Annotated in this window: 16 protein-coding genes; 8 read left to right on the top strand and 8 right to left on the bottom strand. The window is 43.6% G+C overall.

What is annotated here, in order from left to right:
• Nucleotides 1-11 precede the first annotated feature (11 nt).
• The 4 genes from Q4546_RS09200 (at nt 12) to Q4546_RS09185 (ending at nt 3,275) form a co-directional block, all read left to right on the top strand.
• The gene (locus tag Q4546_RS09200; RefSeq protein ID WP_303412836.1) at nt 12-536 is read left to right on the top strand and encodes a PepSY domain-containing protein; all 525 of its coding nucleotides are present in this window, start codon (nt 12-14) and stop codon (nt 534-536) included.
• Nucleotides 537-547: 11 nt separating this feature from the next.
• Nucleotides 548-1,225, top strand: coding sequence for a response regulator transcription factor (locus Q4546_RS09195; RefSeq protein WP_076541362.1), 678 nt, complete (start codon nt 548-550; stop codon nt 1,223-1,225).
• A gap of 49 nt (nt 1,226-1,274) precedes the next feature.
• A complete protein-coding gene (locus Q4546_RS09190) occupies nt 1,275-2,531 on the top strand; it encodes a HAMP domain-containing sensor histidine kinase (RefSeq protein WP_102435999.1) in 1,257 nt (418 codons plus the stop codon).
• Nucleotides 2,532-2,594: 63 nt separating this feature from the next.
• A complete protein-coding gene (locus tag Q4546_RS09185; protein ID WP_102531521.1) occupies nt 2,595-3,275 on the top strand; it encodes a TIGR01621 family pseudouridine synthase in 681 nt (226 codons plus the stop codon).
• Between the two features lie 47 nt (nt 3,276-3,322).
• Here Q4546_RS09185 and Q4546_RS09180 read toward each other — a convergent pair whose 3' ends face one another.
• Nucleotides 3,323-4,519, bottom strand: a complete 1,197-nt coding sequence (locus Q4546_RS09180; RefSeq protein WP_102436003.1) for a GGDEF domain-containing protein — start codon at nt 4,517-4,519, stop codon at nt 3,323-3,325.
• Between the two features lie 139 nt (nt 4,520-4,658).
• Here Q4546_RS09180 and Q4546_RS09175 point away from each other — a divergent pair, with 139 nt between their 5' ends.
• Together Q4546_RS09175 and Q4546_RS09170 are read left to right on the top strand one after the other, a co-directional pair.
• Entirely contained in the window at nt 4,659-4,826 is a 168-nt protein-coding gene (locus tag Q4546_RS09175; RefSeq protein WP_076541354.1) for a YqaE/Pmp3 family membrane protein, read from the top strand.
• Nucleotides 4,827-4,965: 139 nt separating this feature from the next.
• Nucleotides 4,966-5,187: a DUF2986 domain-containing protein gene (locus tag Q4546_RS09170; RefSeq protein ID WP_102436005.1), complete on the top strand. Its 222-nt coding sequence runs from the start codon at nt 4,966-4,968 to the stop codon at nt 5,185-5,187.
• Between the two features lie 71 nt (nt 5,188-5,258).
• Here the strand turns inward: Q4546_RS09170 and Q4546_RS09165 are convergent, their stop codons facing one another.
• From Q4546_RS09165 to glp, 3 genes are all read right to left on the bottom strand, one after another.
• Nucleotides 5,259-5,591: a DUF333 domain-containing protein gene (locus Q4546_RS09165; RefSeq protein ID WP_102436007.1), complete on the bottom strand. Its 333-nt coding sequence runs from the start codon at nt 5,589-5,591 to the stop codon at nt 5,259-5,261.
• 77 nt (nt 5,592-5,668) lie between these two features.
• Nucleotides 5,669-6,439: a molybdopterin-synthase adenylyltransferase MoeB gene (moeB, locus tag Q4546_RS09160; RefSeq protein WP_102476464.1), complete on the bottom strand. Its 771-nt coding sequence runs from the start codon at nt 6,437-6,439 to the stop codon at nt 5,669-5,671.
• Nucleotides 6,440-6,477: 38 nt separating this feature from the next.
• Nucleotides 6,478-7,731 (bottom strand): gephyrin-like molybdotransferase Glp, encoded by a 1,254-nt coding sequence (glp, locus tag Q4546_RS09155; RefSeq protein WP_303446143.1) that lies wholly within the window; start codon nt 7,729-7,731, stop codon nt 6,478-6,480.
• 137 nt (nt 7,732-7,868) lie between these two features.
• Here glp and Q4546_RS09150 point away from each other — a divergent pair, with 137 nt between their 5' ends.
• Nucleotides 7,869-8,225, top strand: a complete 357-nt coding sequence (locus Q4546_RS09150; RefSeq protein WP_102476462.1) for a GIY-YIG nuclease family protein — start codon at nt 7,869-7,871, stop codon at nt 8,223-8,225.
• Between the two features lie 71 nt (nt 8,226-8,296).
• Here the strand turns inward: Q4546_RS09150 and Q4546_RS09145 are convergent, their stop codons facing one another.
• From Q4546_RS09145 to hslR, 4 genes are all read right to left on the bottom strand, one after another.
• Complete coding sequence (locus tag Q4546_RS09145; RefSeq protein WP_303446142.1) at nt 8,297-10,165, bottom strand: M14 family metallopeptidase; 1,869 nt, start codon at nt 10,163-10,165, stop codon at nt 8,297-8,299.
• 197 nt (nt 10,166-10,362) lie between these two features.
• Nucleotides 10,363-11,904, bottom strand: coding sequence for a phosphoenolpyruvate carboxykinase (locus Q4546_RS09140; protein ID WP_303446141.1), 1,542 nt, complete (start codon nt 11,902-11,904; stop codon nt 10,363-10,365).
• A 299-nt stretch (nt 11,905-12,203) separates the two neighbouring features.
• Complete coding sequence (gene hslO, locus Q4546_RS09135) at nt 12,204-13,064, bottom strand: Hsp33 family molecular chaperone HslO (protein ID WP_076541343.1); 861 nt, start codon at nt 13,062-13,064, stop codon at nt 12,204-12,206.
• Between the two features lie 33 nt (nt 13,065-13,097).
• Complete coding sequence (gene hslR, locus Q4546_RS09130) at nt 13,098-13,496, bottom strand: ribosome-associated heat shock protein Hsp15 (protein WP_102436019.1); 399 nt, start codon at nt 13,494-13,496, stop codon at nt 13,098-13,100.
• Between the two features lie 246 nt (nt 13,497-13,742).
• On the opposite strand from hslR, the gene gspC reads away from it, so the two are divergent.
• The gene (gspC, locus tag Q4546_RS09125) at nt 13,743-14,651 is read left to right on the top strand and encodes a type II secretion system protein GspC (protein WP_102436021.1); all 909 of its coding nucleotides are present in this window, start codon (nt 13,743-13,745) and stop codon (nt 14,649-14,651) included.
• Nucleotides 14,652-14,675: the final 24 nt, after the last annotated feature.

Below are 14,675 nucleotides of genomic sequence, written 5' to 3'. Positions count from 1 at the left end.
TTGAGGCTCTCATGTTCCGTATTGTTCTATCATTGCTTGTGGTATTCCCTTCAATGGTGATGGCAACGCCTAGTATGCATACTTTGTTATCTCAAGGTGAGTACGTTGAACCTATTGTGGTGATCCAGCAAGTTGAAATGGATCACAATGGCTTGGTTTCAGCTTTTGATATGGATATTGAAAAAGATCAGTTAATTTATGAAATAGAACTTATCAACCTTGATACAAACGAACTTATAGCGTTTGAATTTGATGCCAAAGATGGCAGCTTGATGAGTAAGAAATTAAGTCATTTTGCCTCAGATGATTTAGACCAAATTAAGGCCGCCAAAGTACTTATTGATCATAAAATGACCTTTACGGATTTGATTAAGTTAGCGACAAAAAATCAATCTGGTTATTTAATTGAAGCAGAACTCGAGCACGATTTGACCATAAGTTATTTAGAATTGAAGCTACTTAATGCGGCCAGTAAGCATACTATTGCTTTTGATATTGAGAATTTACGTCCATTACCCCTACTGCAGTGGGACTAAGGAACAGCACTATGCGAGTATTAATCGTTGAAGATGACGCAACAACATTACAGTATGTTGCAGAGGGTTTTACAGCTCAGCAATACCAAGTCGATACGGCAACCAATGGCCATGATGGCCTGTATAAAGCCAAAAATAATGATTTCGATATTATTATTTTAGACCGAATGCTGCCCCAAATTGATGGGTTAACATTGTTAACCGCGTTGCGTAAAAATGGTAATGAAACCCCAGTGTTAATCTTGTCAGCGCTAAGTCATGTGGATGAGCGTGTAAAAGGCTTACGTGCTGGTGGCGATGATTATATGACTAAGCCTTTTGCGTTTGCAGAGTTGCAAGTGCGAGCTGAAAAGTTAATTCAACGCAATGCGCCTGCTTCAAATAGTACCGATCTTGAAGTCGGTAATTTGAAAATGGAGCTACTCACGCGCAAAGTGACCTTAGATGATCATGAACTTATGCTGCAACCTAAAGAGTTTCAATTACTCAAATATCTGATGGAGCATCCTAATAAAGTGATTAGCCGTACGCTATTATTTGAAGCTGTTTGGGATTATCATTTTGACCCTCGTACCAATGTGATTGATGTACATATCGCTAAGCTGCGTCGTAAGTTTGAAGAGTTAGGTCACCCAGAAATTATCGAAACCGTTCGAGGGGCTGGTTATCGCCTCTGTAAAGGGAATTAAACCCTACCAAAGTAGTGCTTGGCGGATCACGCTAATATTTTCTACTTTGGTGACCTTGTTAATTGTACTGCTGGTATCGGGTTTATACCGGCAGCTAGTCATGGAACAAGAAAGCCAAGTTGAGCAGCATCTCGCGACTGAAATGCAGCGCTACAAGCAATTAGCCCTCACTGTGGACCGTCGTAGTTTTGCGGCGCAAATTCGCGCGGCTGATCCCAAAACCGCGTTAATTGCTTGGCGTAATAATGTCGACATGGTTGGTGCCTTAAGTTTTGTACCTGACAACATGCCATTATTGCCTGAAACCCGCGATTTCCCCATTCTCACTGGCGGACCAGATAAACTGCATATTTTGACCGGAGGATTGGTGTTAACCAATTACGGTCCCGTGCTTATCGCCACCCGTACTGATAACTTAGCTGCATTGATTGATAAATTTGTTAATGCGGCCTTTTGGATGGTGGCGCTGACATTAGCAATGACCTTAGCCGTTGGTTTTATTTTCTCTAAAGCCATCTTACGGCGCTTAGTTCAATACAATCTATTGAGTCAGAAAATTGAGCAAGGACAATACGATACCCGTTTTCCTGTTAGTCATAATCAAGACGAATTTGATATGCTCGCAGGACAGTTTAATCGGGTATTAGATACCTTAGAGCACAACTTAATGTCAGTACGCGGGGTGACCGATAATATCGCCCATGACTTACGTACGCCGCTTTCGCATTTGCGCATAGGTATCGAGCAGTTACCGCAAAAACCGGCCGAGCAGGTACCTGAGCTCACCGCAATGCTGCTAGAAGAGCTAGATCATTGCTTAGCAACCTTCGATGCCATGTTGTCACTAACGCGCATTGAAGAAGGCCAGCAGACCCTTGATATGCAACCCGTTAGCTTGCAGCAGCTTTGCCAAGATTTATATGAAATGGCAGAAGTGGTAGCTGAGTCTAAACAGCAAACCCTTAATTTAGTGATTGAAAATGATGTCACTATTTCAGGGGATAAATACCTGCTATTCCAAGCATTATTTAACCTAGTGGATAATGCCATTAAGTACGCGCCTGAAGATGCCGAAATTAGCATTGTGCAACAAGGTCGGCGGATCCAAATTATTGATAATGGCCCAGGGATAAATGCGCAAGACAAAGAACGAGTGTTTGAGCGTTTAGTGCGTTTAGATCCTAGTCGTCACCATCAAGGCACAGGTTTAGGGTTATCTATGGTAAAAGCGATTTTATCTCGCCATCGTGCCAGTATTGAATTGGTAGATAATAACCCTGGTTTGATTGCCGATATTCATTTCTAATGTTCACTTCCAGTATTCAATGTTATCTCGCATCACTCATCATTACTTAATAGAAGCCCATTTATGTATCAGCTAGTTGAGCAGCATCCTGACTTTATTATCATTAATAAATCCGCAGGGGTTCATTTTCACAGTCAAGATGGTAATGCGGGCGTAGTCGCTCAAGTTGAGGCTGATTTAGGGATTAAGTTATATGCGGTTCACCGTTTAGATACGCCAACTTCAGGCTTATTGATTTTGGCAAAATCTTCAGCCGCGGCTGCTATATTCACCGAGATGTTTAGCGCTCATAAGATCCAAAAATATTATTTGGCCATTGCTAAAGGTAAGCCGAAAAAGAAACAAGGTTGGGTGATTGGCGATATGGCTAAGTCGCGTCGCAGTATGTATAAGTTATTACGTTCTACTGAGAACCCCGCTATCACGCAGTTTTTTTCCCATTCAATTGCCGCTGGGACTCGGTTATATTTACTAAAACCACTGAGTGGTAAAACCCATCAATTACGGGTCGCGTTAGCCAGTCTAGCGGTACCGATTTTAGGGGATAGCCTTTATGGCGGAGAGGCATCAGATAGATGCTACCTGCATGCAATGGCGCTGCAGTTTGAATATAAAGCTACGCAGTACCAATTTATTCAATGGCCCCATTTAGGTGAGCAATTCAAACTGGCAGCAGTCACTCAGCAGCTAGCAAATGAATGGCAAAGTCCCAATGATTTACCATGGCCTGCGCCAGTAAAGTAAACGTGCTCAGAGTCATCACGCTTGCAGTAAAATGGATTTGTTAGCGGTTAAATTGAATCGCTTTGTAAGCGCATTAGGTTGGCTGATTTAACACAATTGCGACCACTGTTTTTTGCTTGATACATGGCTTTGTCGGCCAGTCCTAATAACGCTTCGGCATCGACGCCTTCTTTCATGGTGACACAGCCGATACTGGCTTCAATGGATATGGTGTTACCGTGCCAGTCCAGTTGAATTTGAGCTAATTTATGCTGCAGTTTGCTTGCCACTTGTAGCACGTTATCTTCATCGGTTAAGGGTAAGATCAGCACAAACTCTTCGCCGCCAAAGCGGCATAAATAGTCTAATTTTCGGGTCGCTGAGCTCAATTGTTGCGCCACCGCTTTAAGCACTTCATCACCAGCCACATGACCATAATTATCGTTTATATCTTTAAAGCGATCTAAATCAATCACCATCACACTGAAGCTAACCTTATCCCTTAACCAGCGTTGATGTTCAGTATTGAGTTTATGTTGCAGGGCATTACGGTTCCATAATCCGGTGAGGGCATCCTTGTTGGCGAGAGTTCTAATCTTTACGACTAGGCGATTGATAGTGTTACCAATAATAAGAATATTCACGATCAAAATAAGTGCGATATAGGTCCATAAAATAGGGATAGATTCTTTGGCATTAAAGGCGGCGTAATTGGCTACTTTTTCTGGATAGAGCATCAAAATGAACGCTCTGATAAAAAACATGAATCCAATAGCAACAATGGGGATGACTAACCAATAAGTTGCAAAAGCAGTAAAGTTAGCTTTCAACGCGACATAGTGATCTTTGGCGAGCATAAAAAATAGTGTGGCGGCACTAAAGGATAAAATAATCATCAAGTACGCAGAGCTAGAGGCTTGTGGTTTAGCCAATAGCATTAACCCGCCAGTGATAAACAGCAGCATTAAATCATTGCGATGGCTAGAGGTCAGGTGATACAGCCGTTGTGCGCCCCAGCGTAATAAACAAAAGCCAATCAGGATGAACATATCAGCGACTAGCCAATGTAAGTAGCTGGGTTCATCTGTGCGCTGAATGTAAAGCTGCATGCCGACAAGGATAGAAAAATTAGCCAATGCAAAGCGTGAGCTGGCACTGGGCGCGACCTTCATTGGTACGACCATGATGATCCAAGCGACAGTTGCTGCAATACAAAGCACGCAAATAACTTGAATTAACACTAAGCTACTACTATTTTCTATCATTAAGCCTTCAAAAATTTATAAATATTTCAATATGAAATTGTAGGTAAAATAATCATAATGATATTTAGCGACTTTCACAATTGGTTATTATTTTTACACTAGTTAGCTTTTACTGTTGATAAAAAGGACACTGAAACTTATGGACGCAAACAAAATTCTTCTGATTATACTGGCAATTTTATTACCACCGGTGGCGGTTTTCTTGAAAAAAGGGGTCGGTAAAGACTTACTGATCAACATCATTTTATGCTTATTATTCTTCCTTCCAGGTGTGCTACATGCGATTTGGGTGGTGATACAAGATTAATTAATCTTAAAATCTAAATACCAATTTTGATGATTCAAAATTGGTATTTTTAACCGTTCAATTGTAAAATCGCCCTCCATTTGAATATCTGCAGTAAAAATATTGAATTTTTTCGGCGTAACAGTAACGAGAGTATGCAATGAATCGTCGTAAAAAAATCAACTCAACCCTGAAAGCGAAAGCCAAAAAAGCCAATGCTAAAAAAGCTGGCAGTAACAAACCGGCCTACATTGCTAAAGCCGATAGAATTAAACTTGATGAAGCTGCAGTCACTGAGGTTGCAGTCACTGAAGTTGCAGCGGTGAAACCTGATAGTGCAGTTTTACAAAGTGACTTGGTAACGGCTACCACTACAAGCTAATCCGTTTTATCACGCTGATACTTATAATTTTAGGCGCTAGCCAATTCAATTGCGCTTAGCGTTCAGTGCCACTACGATTTTTGATGGTCGCGTCTAAATAATTCCCAAGACTCCACTACTTCACCGTCGGGTAAAGTGCACAGTAAGATATCGCCATTGATGTGAGCTATGGTCGCTAAACTGCCGTCTAGCTTAAGGCAGTAATCGGCAGCAGGATTAGTTTGGTGTAACGGGGTAATATCGTCACCTGAGCAGGCCGAGAGAAGGGTAACGCTACAGCCTAAGCACAGTGTTTGCATTGGCCTTAAGTGGCAGTAAAATTCTTGAGACGAGCTTGGTGTAAATCCAGTTATCTGGCGCAGTTGTTGAATGCTTAGATGCAGTTGTTGAAGAAGAGCTGACATAACAGAGTTCCTGTTTATAAAGCCGTTTTATCTCTTCTTCAACTATAGACAAGTTTGCCTTGTTAGGTGAATTACTTCTATTGCCCACAAACGGGGCAGTGAATTTGCTTCGGTAGTTTCATTTCTCGAAACTCCATCGTCATGGCATCAATCATTAGAATGCGGCCATTAAGCCCTTGGCCCATACCGCTAATGGCCTTAATGGCTTCAGTGGCTTGAATACAACCCACTAAACCCACGACAGGAGCTAATATTCCTGATTCAACACAGGTTAGCTGCTGCTCACCAAACAGACTGCTGTAGCATTGATAGCAAGGCGACTGCGACTGATAATCAAATACCGTCACCGTGCCTTCCATACGAATAGCTGCCGCTGAAATAAAGCTGACTTTATGCTTAAAGCAGCTGCGGTTAAGTTGCTCGCGAACTAATACATTATCAGTGCAATCCAGCACCAGCATATGTGTTGATACTAACTGCTCAATGGCAGCTTCATCCAGAAACTGATTAATGGTATTGATGTAAATAAGTGGATTGAGTTGCTGTAATGTTTGCTTCGCAGAATCAACTTTTGCTTGGCCGATATTTTCATCATGATGCAGTACTTGGCGCTGCAAATTTGATAACTCCACGGTATCAAAATCCACTATGGTCATTTCACCCACACCTGCCACTGCCAGATATTGGGTTACAGTGCAGCCTAAACCGCCAGCGCCTATGACTAAGACTTTGGCTTGTTTAAGTTTCTCTTGGCCTTCGATATCCATGGCTTTAATGGATATTTGGCGGCTATAACGCAGCATTTCATTATCGGTAAGAATATCGTCAGTTAACATGTCATTGCTCATTAAGCTGCTAGCCCCTTGCTGTCGGTCATTATTAATCCTTAGCAAAGTACGCTGTTAAAGGGTTCAACTTCGACTGTGCTACCCGCTGCAACATCGCCTTGAAATTGCGCTAAGTTAATAAAGCAATTCGCTAGGCTCATTGAGGTCAACATGCCAGAGCCTTGACCGCCAGTGGTGGAAACAACTAACTCGCCATTGTCATCACGGCTAAGCACCCCACGCTGGTATTCGGCGCGGCCCGGCTGTTTACGGATAGGGCTTGAAAGTGTCGCTGTTACGATGACAGGTGCTTTAGGGGTTAAGCCCTGCATTTTGTTGATAATAGGCCAAACAAGCTTGTAGAACGTCACCATTGATGACACAGGGTTACCCGGTAAACCGCAGAATACCGCTTTACCTAATTTACCAAAGGCAAACGGTTTACCCGGTTTAATGGCCAAGCGCCAAAAGGTGATTTCACCTTCTTCAGACAAAATTTGTTTGGTGTAATCCGCATCACCCACTGAAACCCCGCCAGAGGTGAGCACGATATCAGCTTGCTCTGCTGCTTCTCTGAATGCACCTCGAATAGCTTCTTTGTCATCTTCGATGGCACCTAGGTCAATCCATTCCACGTTTGCTTGGGTTAATAAGCCTTTAATTGAGTAGCGATTAGAGTCATAAATTTGCCCAGGGGCGAGATCGCTACCAACAGGTCTTAATTCGTCACCCGTTGAGAAAAAGGCGACTTTAAGCTTACGTTTTACTCTGACTTGGCTAATACCGATAGTGGCCAGTACGCCCATCTCTGCGGCGCGAATTTGAATGCCACTTTTTAACACATTGGTACCAGCAAGCAACTCTTCGCCGCGGTAGCGCACGTTAGCGCCTTTCGCTTTGGGCGCTTCAATACTAATGATGTCAGCATTGGTGGTAGTTTTTTCTTGCATCTGCACTGTGTCATAACCAGCGGGTACCGGCGCGCCGGTCATTATCCTGATACAAGTATTGGCTTGAGGCGTCCCTTTAAAAGGGTGACCCGCAAATGAGGTGCCGATAAGGGTCAGTTCAGTCGATGCTGCGCTGAGGTTTAAATCTTCAAAACGAAAAGCAAAGCCATCCATTGATGAATTATCAAAGGGAGGCAAATCAATACAAGAAGCTAAATTCTCAGATAATACTCGCCCAACTGCATCATTTAAGCTGACCATTTCATTGTCTTGGGTGGCATTAACTTGCGCTAATAACGCTTCGATAGCCTCCTGTGGCGGCATTAAATCGGGTTGTGCGCAGGCATCTGGTTGCTTTGACATCGTTGCTTCCTCACATGGCTATTGCCATATACTGATTGCACTTAGCGAGTGCTAAGATGATAAGATTTATGTTTGATTCTGCATTATGCCATGCTGGCAGCAGATAACTATGATCAGACCGAAGGTTTTTTATATCGATGCCGACCCAAAACCAACAAACTGCCAGTGACTGCAATAATAGTCTAATGACCACATCGAAAAAGCCAGCAATCGTGGCATCTGCTTGGTTTTTATATATGGTCAAATGCCATAACGGTCACTTGTACACTGGGGTTACCACAGATGTTAGTCGCCGTTTTGCTGAGCATCAAGCTGGTGGCGTAAAAGCGGCTAAATTCTTAAAAGGAAAAGGGCCACTCACACTGGTATATCAAGAGTCACAGCCTGATAGAAGTCGTGCATTGAAGCGGGAAATAGCGGTAAAGAAGTTAACGCGTAGGCAAAAGTTAGCCATGATTGCGAGTTATGAAAACGCGCAAGCTAAAGCCACTTAACAGGCGCTTATGGCGTATTAAGTGGCAATGTTTGCTGCTGCAGCTGGTTATCGTTAGCTTTAGAATTTGAGTTAGTGAGATCTCAGTACTGGATACTTCAAGTATTGCTCATCGTAATAGGGGCTACGTTGATAAAACCAGCGCAGTCTGGCTTTCGGATCTGCAGCAAAGGCTTCATCCTCTAAGGCTTTTTCAAATTCTAGTTTCAAATTATCGTCTTCAGCCAGCATTTTGGCCGCTAATGGCTCGACGGCATAGTCTTCAATGTATTCAGTACGGGTAAAGATGCTATTGAAAAACCCCCATTGAAAAAACGAATCTGCAGATTGAGGTTCCAGCAGCAAAATGGCTAAATCACCCAGAGGTTGGTTAGTGGCAATTTGAATAGTACCAGCTGGTAAAGTGGTTGTTATTTTAACTTTAGTGCTGCTAGCTTTAACCCGTTGACGACCCTCATAATCTACTGCGTTAAATTCAGGCTGACTAAATTGGTATTGCGCCGCCTTGATGGTTTTAGGCTTTTCTAAGCGAGTCATTCTTACGCCATGTATGGCTAAGCGCTCAATCACTTGCTGCCACTGGGCGGGAACATAATAGAATTTAGGCCGTTGAGTGATGATATCGGCTTCAGTGTTACCCATTAGCGGTAAGTTAGGGTATAGCTTTGGCTGGCCATTCCATCTGACCACATTTGTGCCACTAATGTCACTTTGCTCAACGCTGTAGTCAATGCCTTTAAAATCCCAACCTTGGGGTTGTTTGACGCTTTGCCAAGTTAACGCAAGCTGCTGCGGGGTGCGGTACTTATCTTCATAAATTGCCGCTGTTAATTTAGTGCCATGCTCGGCAACCGTTTTAAGGGTTTGCTCAAGCATCACGTAGGTACCAAGCACCCGTTGTTTAAAGGGTTTTAAGCTGTGGTTTTCAATTAAAATGGTCGGTAAATGGCGCGCATCACCGTAACCATTTGAAAAGCGTGGGCTTGGATTCCAGTAAGACAGCCCTTTAGACATATCGGTATTATCAATGGCAAATACTAACCCGCCAGGGACATGACCTTGCTTGGTCAGCGCCGCTTCAACTTCAGGGCGATAATAGTTTTCTAGCCAATCAAAACTTGCTGGGCTATAGCCTTGTTTGACGTTATAACCAAAGGTGACATCGTATTGGTAGTCGATGCCGTCAGTCACATGGACATCAATGTACAAGTCGGGTTGCCACAAATTGATGGCACGGATCATATGCTGTAATTCAAGGGTATCTAACTTGGCGTAATCACGGTTTAAATTAAGGTTTCTGGCGTTGGTGCGCCAGCCCATATTAACCGGCCCTCGCTGATTAACCCGATTAAACTCATCACTGCGCTCATGACCATCGACACTTAAAATGGGCACAAACAACAGATTTACCTTATCCAGTAAGGCTTTTTTGTCGCCATGGCTAATGTCACGTAGCAACATCATGCCGGCATCTTTGCCATCAATCTCGCCAGAATGGATCCCCGCCTGTACCAGGACTGTGGGCTTATTATTGCCGCTAAGCTCTTTAGCAGTGGCAGCCCCTTCTTCCGATGCGACCAGCATCCAAATATCACGGCCTTGGGGGCTTTTACCGATGGAGACTTGTTGCAGTAAATCACTGCTGTCGACCAGCTTGGTGAGCCATTGCTGGGTATCATTGTAATTAGGGCTGCTAATTAAACCGTTTTGCTCAAAAGGGGTCGCCCATGGTGCATTTTTTGATTGAATTAATGCTTTACTGGCGCCTTGCCAGCTGGCAATTGGCGGTAAAATAGGGTCGTTTACAAAGGTGTTATTAACGCTAGGGCTGGCAGTTATTATTTTTTCCGAATGCTTACTAAGGTTTTCAGTGGCGAATGCATTGCTATTGAGCAGCAAGAATGAATTAATCGCTAGAGTGGCAATGATGGCGCGGCGCATAGATATCCCTATGATATATCCAAAGTTTATTGTGTCATCTTAAATTAATTCTCTATGGAGGCAATAGCAGATTGATACTGATTAAAGGAAAGTAAATTACGCCATTAAAAAAGCCGCAACTGGGGATTTGCGGCTTTTTGATTAGGCTTCAACTTGGTAGCGCCGTGATGACAAGTTAATATGTCATCGGCTCAACACTAGCTATTAGGGCCAGCATTTTTAATCTCATCAGACACGTCATACTTAGCAAAGTTTGCGGTGAACTCTTCGGCGAGTTGCTGAGCAAATTTGGCATATTCAGCTTTATCTGCCCAAGTGTTTACTGGGTTCAATAATGCAGTTTCAACCCCTGATACCGCGATAGGCACCTTAAGGTTAAGTTTATCAATATGCATGGTTTCAACGTCTTTAAGCTCGCCGCTGACAATGGCATCGACAATCGCGCGGGTCGTAGGGATGTCAAAACGCTTACCAACACCGTGAGGTCCACCAGTCCAGCCAGTATTAACCAAGTAAACTTGGCTGCCAAATGATTCAATGCGCTTCATCAATAGTTCAGCATAAACCCCTGCTGGACGTGGGAAGAATGGTGCGCCAAAGCATGTTGAGAAGGTCGATTGAATGGCTGCGGTCGAGCCCATTTCAGTTGAGCCAACTTTGGCGGTATAACCTGACAAGAAGTGATAAGCCGCTTGCTCTTTGCTTAACACTGATACTGGTGGTAATACCCCAGATACGTCACAGGTTAAAAACACCACCGAGTTAGGCTCAGCGCCACGATTTTCTTCAACGCGCTGGCCAATATGCTCTAACGGATAAGCAGCACGGCTGTTTTCAGTCAAGCTAGTATCTGTGTAATCAGGAGTGCGAGAGTCATCTAACACCACGTTTTCAAGTACGGTGCCAAAGCGAATCGCATCCCAAATAACCGGCTCATTTTTTTGACTTAAGTCGATACATTTAGCGTAGCAGCCGCCTTCAATATTAAATACCCCGCCCGGTGCCCAGCCATGTTCATCATCGCCAATTAAAAAGCGCTTAGGATCGGCTGAAAGGGTGGTTTTCCCTGTGCCTGATAAGCCAAAAAATAAAGTAGTGTCACCTTTAGCGCCCACGTTAGCGGAGCAATGCATTGGCAATACCCCTTTTGCTGGCAATAAGAAGTTTTGCACCGAGAACATCGACTTTTTCATTTCGCCGGCGTATTTAAGTCCTGCAAGCAGTACCTTTTTGGCGGCAAAGTTAATCATCACTACGGCATCGGAGTGGGTGCCGTCACGGGCAGGATCGCAAACAAAATCAGGTGCATTGATAATTTGCCATACTGCTTTATCGCCACGGTTAAAGCTTTCTGGGGTGATAAATAGATTACGGGCGAATACCTGATGCCAAGCATATTCTGTAGTAACACGAACCGGAAGGTAGTGCTCATCAGAGGCACCAACTTCAAGCTCAGAAACAAAAAGCTCTTTATCAGCAAGGTAGGCTTCAACACGGCCCCAAAGTGCATCAAAGGTATCGGCAGCGATACCTTTGTTGACTGAGCCCCAGTCGATTTCATCTTGGGTGTTGGCTTCTTGAACAATAAAGCGGTCGTTGGGAGAGCGACCTGTTCTTGCGCCGGTTTTTGCTACCAGTGCGCCATTGGCGGTTAATGTCCCTTCATTACGTTGTAAAGCAAGTTCAATTAACTCAGCGCTAGTAAGGTTAAGGTGTACGCTGTTGGTTTCATCTGTCATCGAGTGGTTCTCCGTCATAAGTAGGTCGTTTATCGGTCTATGGCGCCGATTTTTTTGTTTAGGATGACTTACGTTAGCTTGCTTAAGTTTGGCTTAGGTGCGGCTGAATTAAGGTTCGGTTGAACACTAAATTAGCGATCCCTATGCAATTTAATAATAACGCAATAACGGCACGGAGGAGTAACAGTTTGGTAACTTTTTTGTAATTAGTGGCATTTTTTAAGTTGAAAGGGGGATTTTTAGCGATAAAAAAAGCGCCTTAGGCGCTTTTTTTGAAAGTTTACTTGAGGAGGTAACAGTTATTGCTGCTTGTCTGCACTCATGTTACCAGCAAAGATTGCCGCAATATCGATACTGTCAAAGTTGTAAACTGCAGGACAATATTCACAGTCCATTTCAATTTTACCCTCTTCAGCGAGTATGGCTTCAACTTCTGCTTGCTCTAAGGTAGCCAGCGCTTTAGCGCTACGCTCTTTAGAGCAACTGCACTTAAAGGTGACATCGATAGGATCAAATAAGCGCACTTCTTCTTGATGGTATAAACGATGTAACACTTCTTCTGCGGTTAAGCCAAATAGCTCTTCTGACTTGATAGTATGAGTCAGCGCAGATAAGTGTTCGAACTCTTCGTTTTCTTTGTTTTCAGTCGGTAATACCTGTAACAACATACCGGCAGCTTGTTTACCGTCAGCAAATAAACGGATCACTGTGGGTAGCTGCTCAGATTGATTGAAGTATTCTTCTAAACAGGCTGCTAAATCAGCATGCTCAAGAGACACAATACCTTGGTAGCGTTCACCTTCATCAGGGGTTAGGGTAATCACCATAATACCTTGGCCAAACAGCTCCGCCAGTGAAGCGTCATCTGCTAACTCACCTTTCCAGCGGGCTATGCCGCGTAAGGCCTGTAAGTTGCTGCCATTGATAACTGCTAAAGATACTGGGCCATCACCTTGCAATTGCACACTGATGTCGCCAGTAAATTTAATGGTGGCTGTCAACAATGACGTTGCCGCCATTAATTGGCCGATGATGTGCTGTAATGCAACAGGGTAATCATGGGCGGCTAAAATTTCTTGGTAGCTGTTTTCCAGTTGTACCATTTCACCACGGACTTCGGCATTATCGAATAAGTAGCGATGTAATAGATCTTTGCTCATGTGGTCTCTCAATTTGTTGTGCCGTTAAAAAGTTTATAACTCTTTAAAGCGTTTAAGTTGTCGACGTTGCTTTTTATCCGGCTTAGTTTCAGGCGCCGGATTATTTAAGATATTTAATCTCCTGGCTTCAGCATTAAACTCGCGTTTTTTGATGCTTTCAGCCGTTTCTTGATATAGCGTTTGCGCTATAGCAGCCCCTTGTCGATGTTCAGACAATTGAGCAATAATTATTTCCCTATCATCGTGCCCTTGGCGAAGTCGCACTGTTGCACCGACTTCTGCTAGTTTGCTCGATTTGGCTCTTTGGCCGTTATAGTGAACTTTGCCACCATTGATCATGTCTTTTGCTAGCGAGCGAGTTTTATAAAAACGTGCCGCCCATAACCATTTATCTAACCTTACTGACATAGTATTAACTTGAGCTATGCTCATTAAGCCCCCTCAAAAGTGGTATGAGTTCACAAGGTTGACATTTTTCACATGTAAAATGGAGGCAAGAGCCTAAATAGTGGCATTTCTCACAGCCTTTTTAAGCGCGCAAATGTAGCATAATCAGCTGTATTTCGCCAATCCAGATGCTATGGGCTTGTTGCGACAAGCCGTGTAGGTTAGCATGATGCAGTATTTCCTAAATTAACAGAATAAGAACAGCGACCTGTGCTGAGGGTCAAAGCAAATATGGATGTATTAGATAAAGTTATTACCAAGGTTGCGGCTCTTCCTCAAAAGCAGCTGAGCGCGGCCTTCTTTTGGTTAGGGTTAGTGATCGTGCTATCAATTGCTGCTCAGATCACTTGGAAGTTAATGCCTGTTAATTCTCAAGCTGTAGCATGGCAACCATCGCCAACTTCTTCTGCTAGCGCGAAACGTATTGAGCTCAGTGGTGTGCAACAGTTATCACTGTTTGGTAAAAAAGGTGCCAGTGATACCCAAGCGAAAAAGCCCGCTCCAGTGGAACAAATTACCGATGCCCCTAAAACTAACTTGTCTATTTTGCTGACAGGTGTGGTGGCATCAACTTCTGATTCACATGGCCTTGCGGTTATCGAGTCAAAAGGCAGCCAAGAAACCTACAGCCTAGGTGACAAAATCAAAGGCACTTCAGCGTCATTAAAAGAAGTTTATGCCGACCGCATTATTATTACCAATGCGGGCCGCTATGAAACCTTAATGCTTGATGGCTTAAATTACACCACTCAAAGCCAAGCCAATGAATCACTTCAAAAAGCAAAACAAAATCGCACCGTGCAAACGGTTCAGCGCAGTGTGCTCTCTCAAGAGTTAGCCGATTCACGTGATGAATTACTAGCCGATCCGGGTAAATTAACCGACTATCTGGCTATCTCACCAGTCAGCGGTGCAGATGGCATCAGCGGTTATCGATTAAACCCGGGCAAAAATAAGTCTTTATTTGCCTCAGCAGGTTTTAAAGCAAATGATTTAGCCAAATCCATCAACGGCTACGACTTAACTGATATGGGGCAGTCGTTAGAAGTGATGGGGCAATTAGCAGAATTAACCGAAATTGGCGTCATGGTCGAACGTGATGGGCAGTTAGTTGAAATAATTTTTAGTTTGCCAGAATAGTATGGGCAGTAGAGGATTGAAAAT

The sequence above is a fragment of the Shewanella sp. 4_MG-2023 genome, assembly GCF_030548015.1.
Lineage (GTDB): Bacteria > Pseudomonadota > Gammaproteobacteria > Enterobacterales > Shewanellaceae > Shewanella.
Note: the sequence above shows the minus strand (reverse complement) of the source record. Positions and strands in the feature narration are given on the sequence as shown.

Bases quoted from the DNA above. Each gene is read 5' to 3' on its own strand.
- Q4546_RS09145 (WP_303446142.1), bottom strand. From the start codon at position 10,165: ATGCGCCGCGCCATCATTGCCACTCTAGCGATTAATTCATTCTTGCTG.
- hslO (WP_076541343.1), bottom strand. From the start codon at position 13,064: ATGAGCAAAGATCTATTACATCGCTACTTATTCGATAATGCCGAAGTC.
- Q4546_RS09170 (WP_102436005.1), top strand. From the start codon at position 4,966: ATGAATCGTCGTAAAAAAATCAACTCAACCCTGAAAGCGAAAGCCAAA.
- Q4546_RS09150 (WP_102476462.1), top strand. From the start codon at position 7,869: ATGCCGACCCAAAACCAACAAACTGCCAGTGACTGCAATAATAGTCTA.
- Q4546_RS09180 (WP_102436003.1), bottom strand. From the start codon at position 4,519: ATGATAGAAAATAGTAGTAGCTTAGTGTTAATTCAAGTTATTTGCGTG.
- Q4546_RS09175 (WP_076541354.1), top strand. From the start codon at position 4,659: ATGGACGCAAACAAAATTCTTCTGATTATACTGGCAATTTTATTACCA.
- Q4546_RS09165 (WP_102436007.1), bottom strand. From the start codon at position 5,591: ATGTCAGCTCTTCTTCAACAACTGCATCTAAGCATTCAACAACTGCGC.
- Q4546_RS09200 (WP_303412836.1), top strand. From the start codon at position 12: ATGTTCCGTATTGTTCTATCATTGCTTGTGGTATTCCCTTCAATGGTG.
- gspC (WP_102436021.1), top strand. From the start codon at position 13,743: ATGGATGTATTAGATAAAGTTATTACCAAGGTTGCGGCTCTTCCTCAA.
- Q4546_RS09195 (WP_076541362.1), top strand. From the start codon at position 548: ATGCGAGTATTAATCGTTGAAGATGACGCAACAACATTACAGTATGTT.
- hslR (WP_102436019.1), bottom strand. From the start codon at position 13,496: ATGAGCATAGCTCAAGTTAATACTATGTCAGTAAGGTTAGATAAATGG.
- Q4546_RS09185 (WP_102531521.1), top strand. From the start codon at position 2,595: ATGTATCAGCTAGTTGAGCAGCATCCTGACTTTATTATCATTAATAAA.
- moeB (WP_102476464.1), bottom strand. From the start codon at position 6,439: ATGAGCAATGACATGTTAACTGACGATATTCTTACCGATAATGAAATG.
- glp (WP_303446143.1), bottom strand. From the start codon at position 7,731: ATGTCAAAGCAACCAGATGCCTGCGCACAACCCGATTTAATGCCGCCA.
- Q4546_RS09140 (WP_303446141.1), bottom strand. From the start codon at position 11,904: ATGACAGATGAAACCAACAGCGTACACCTTAACCTTACTAGCGCTGAG.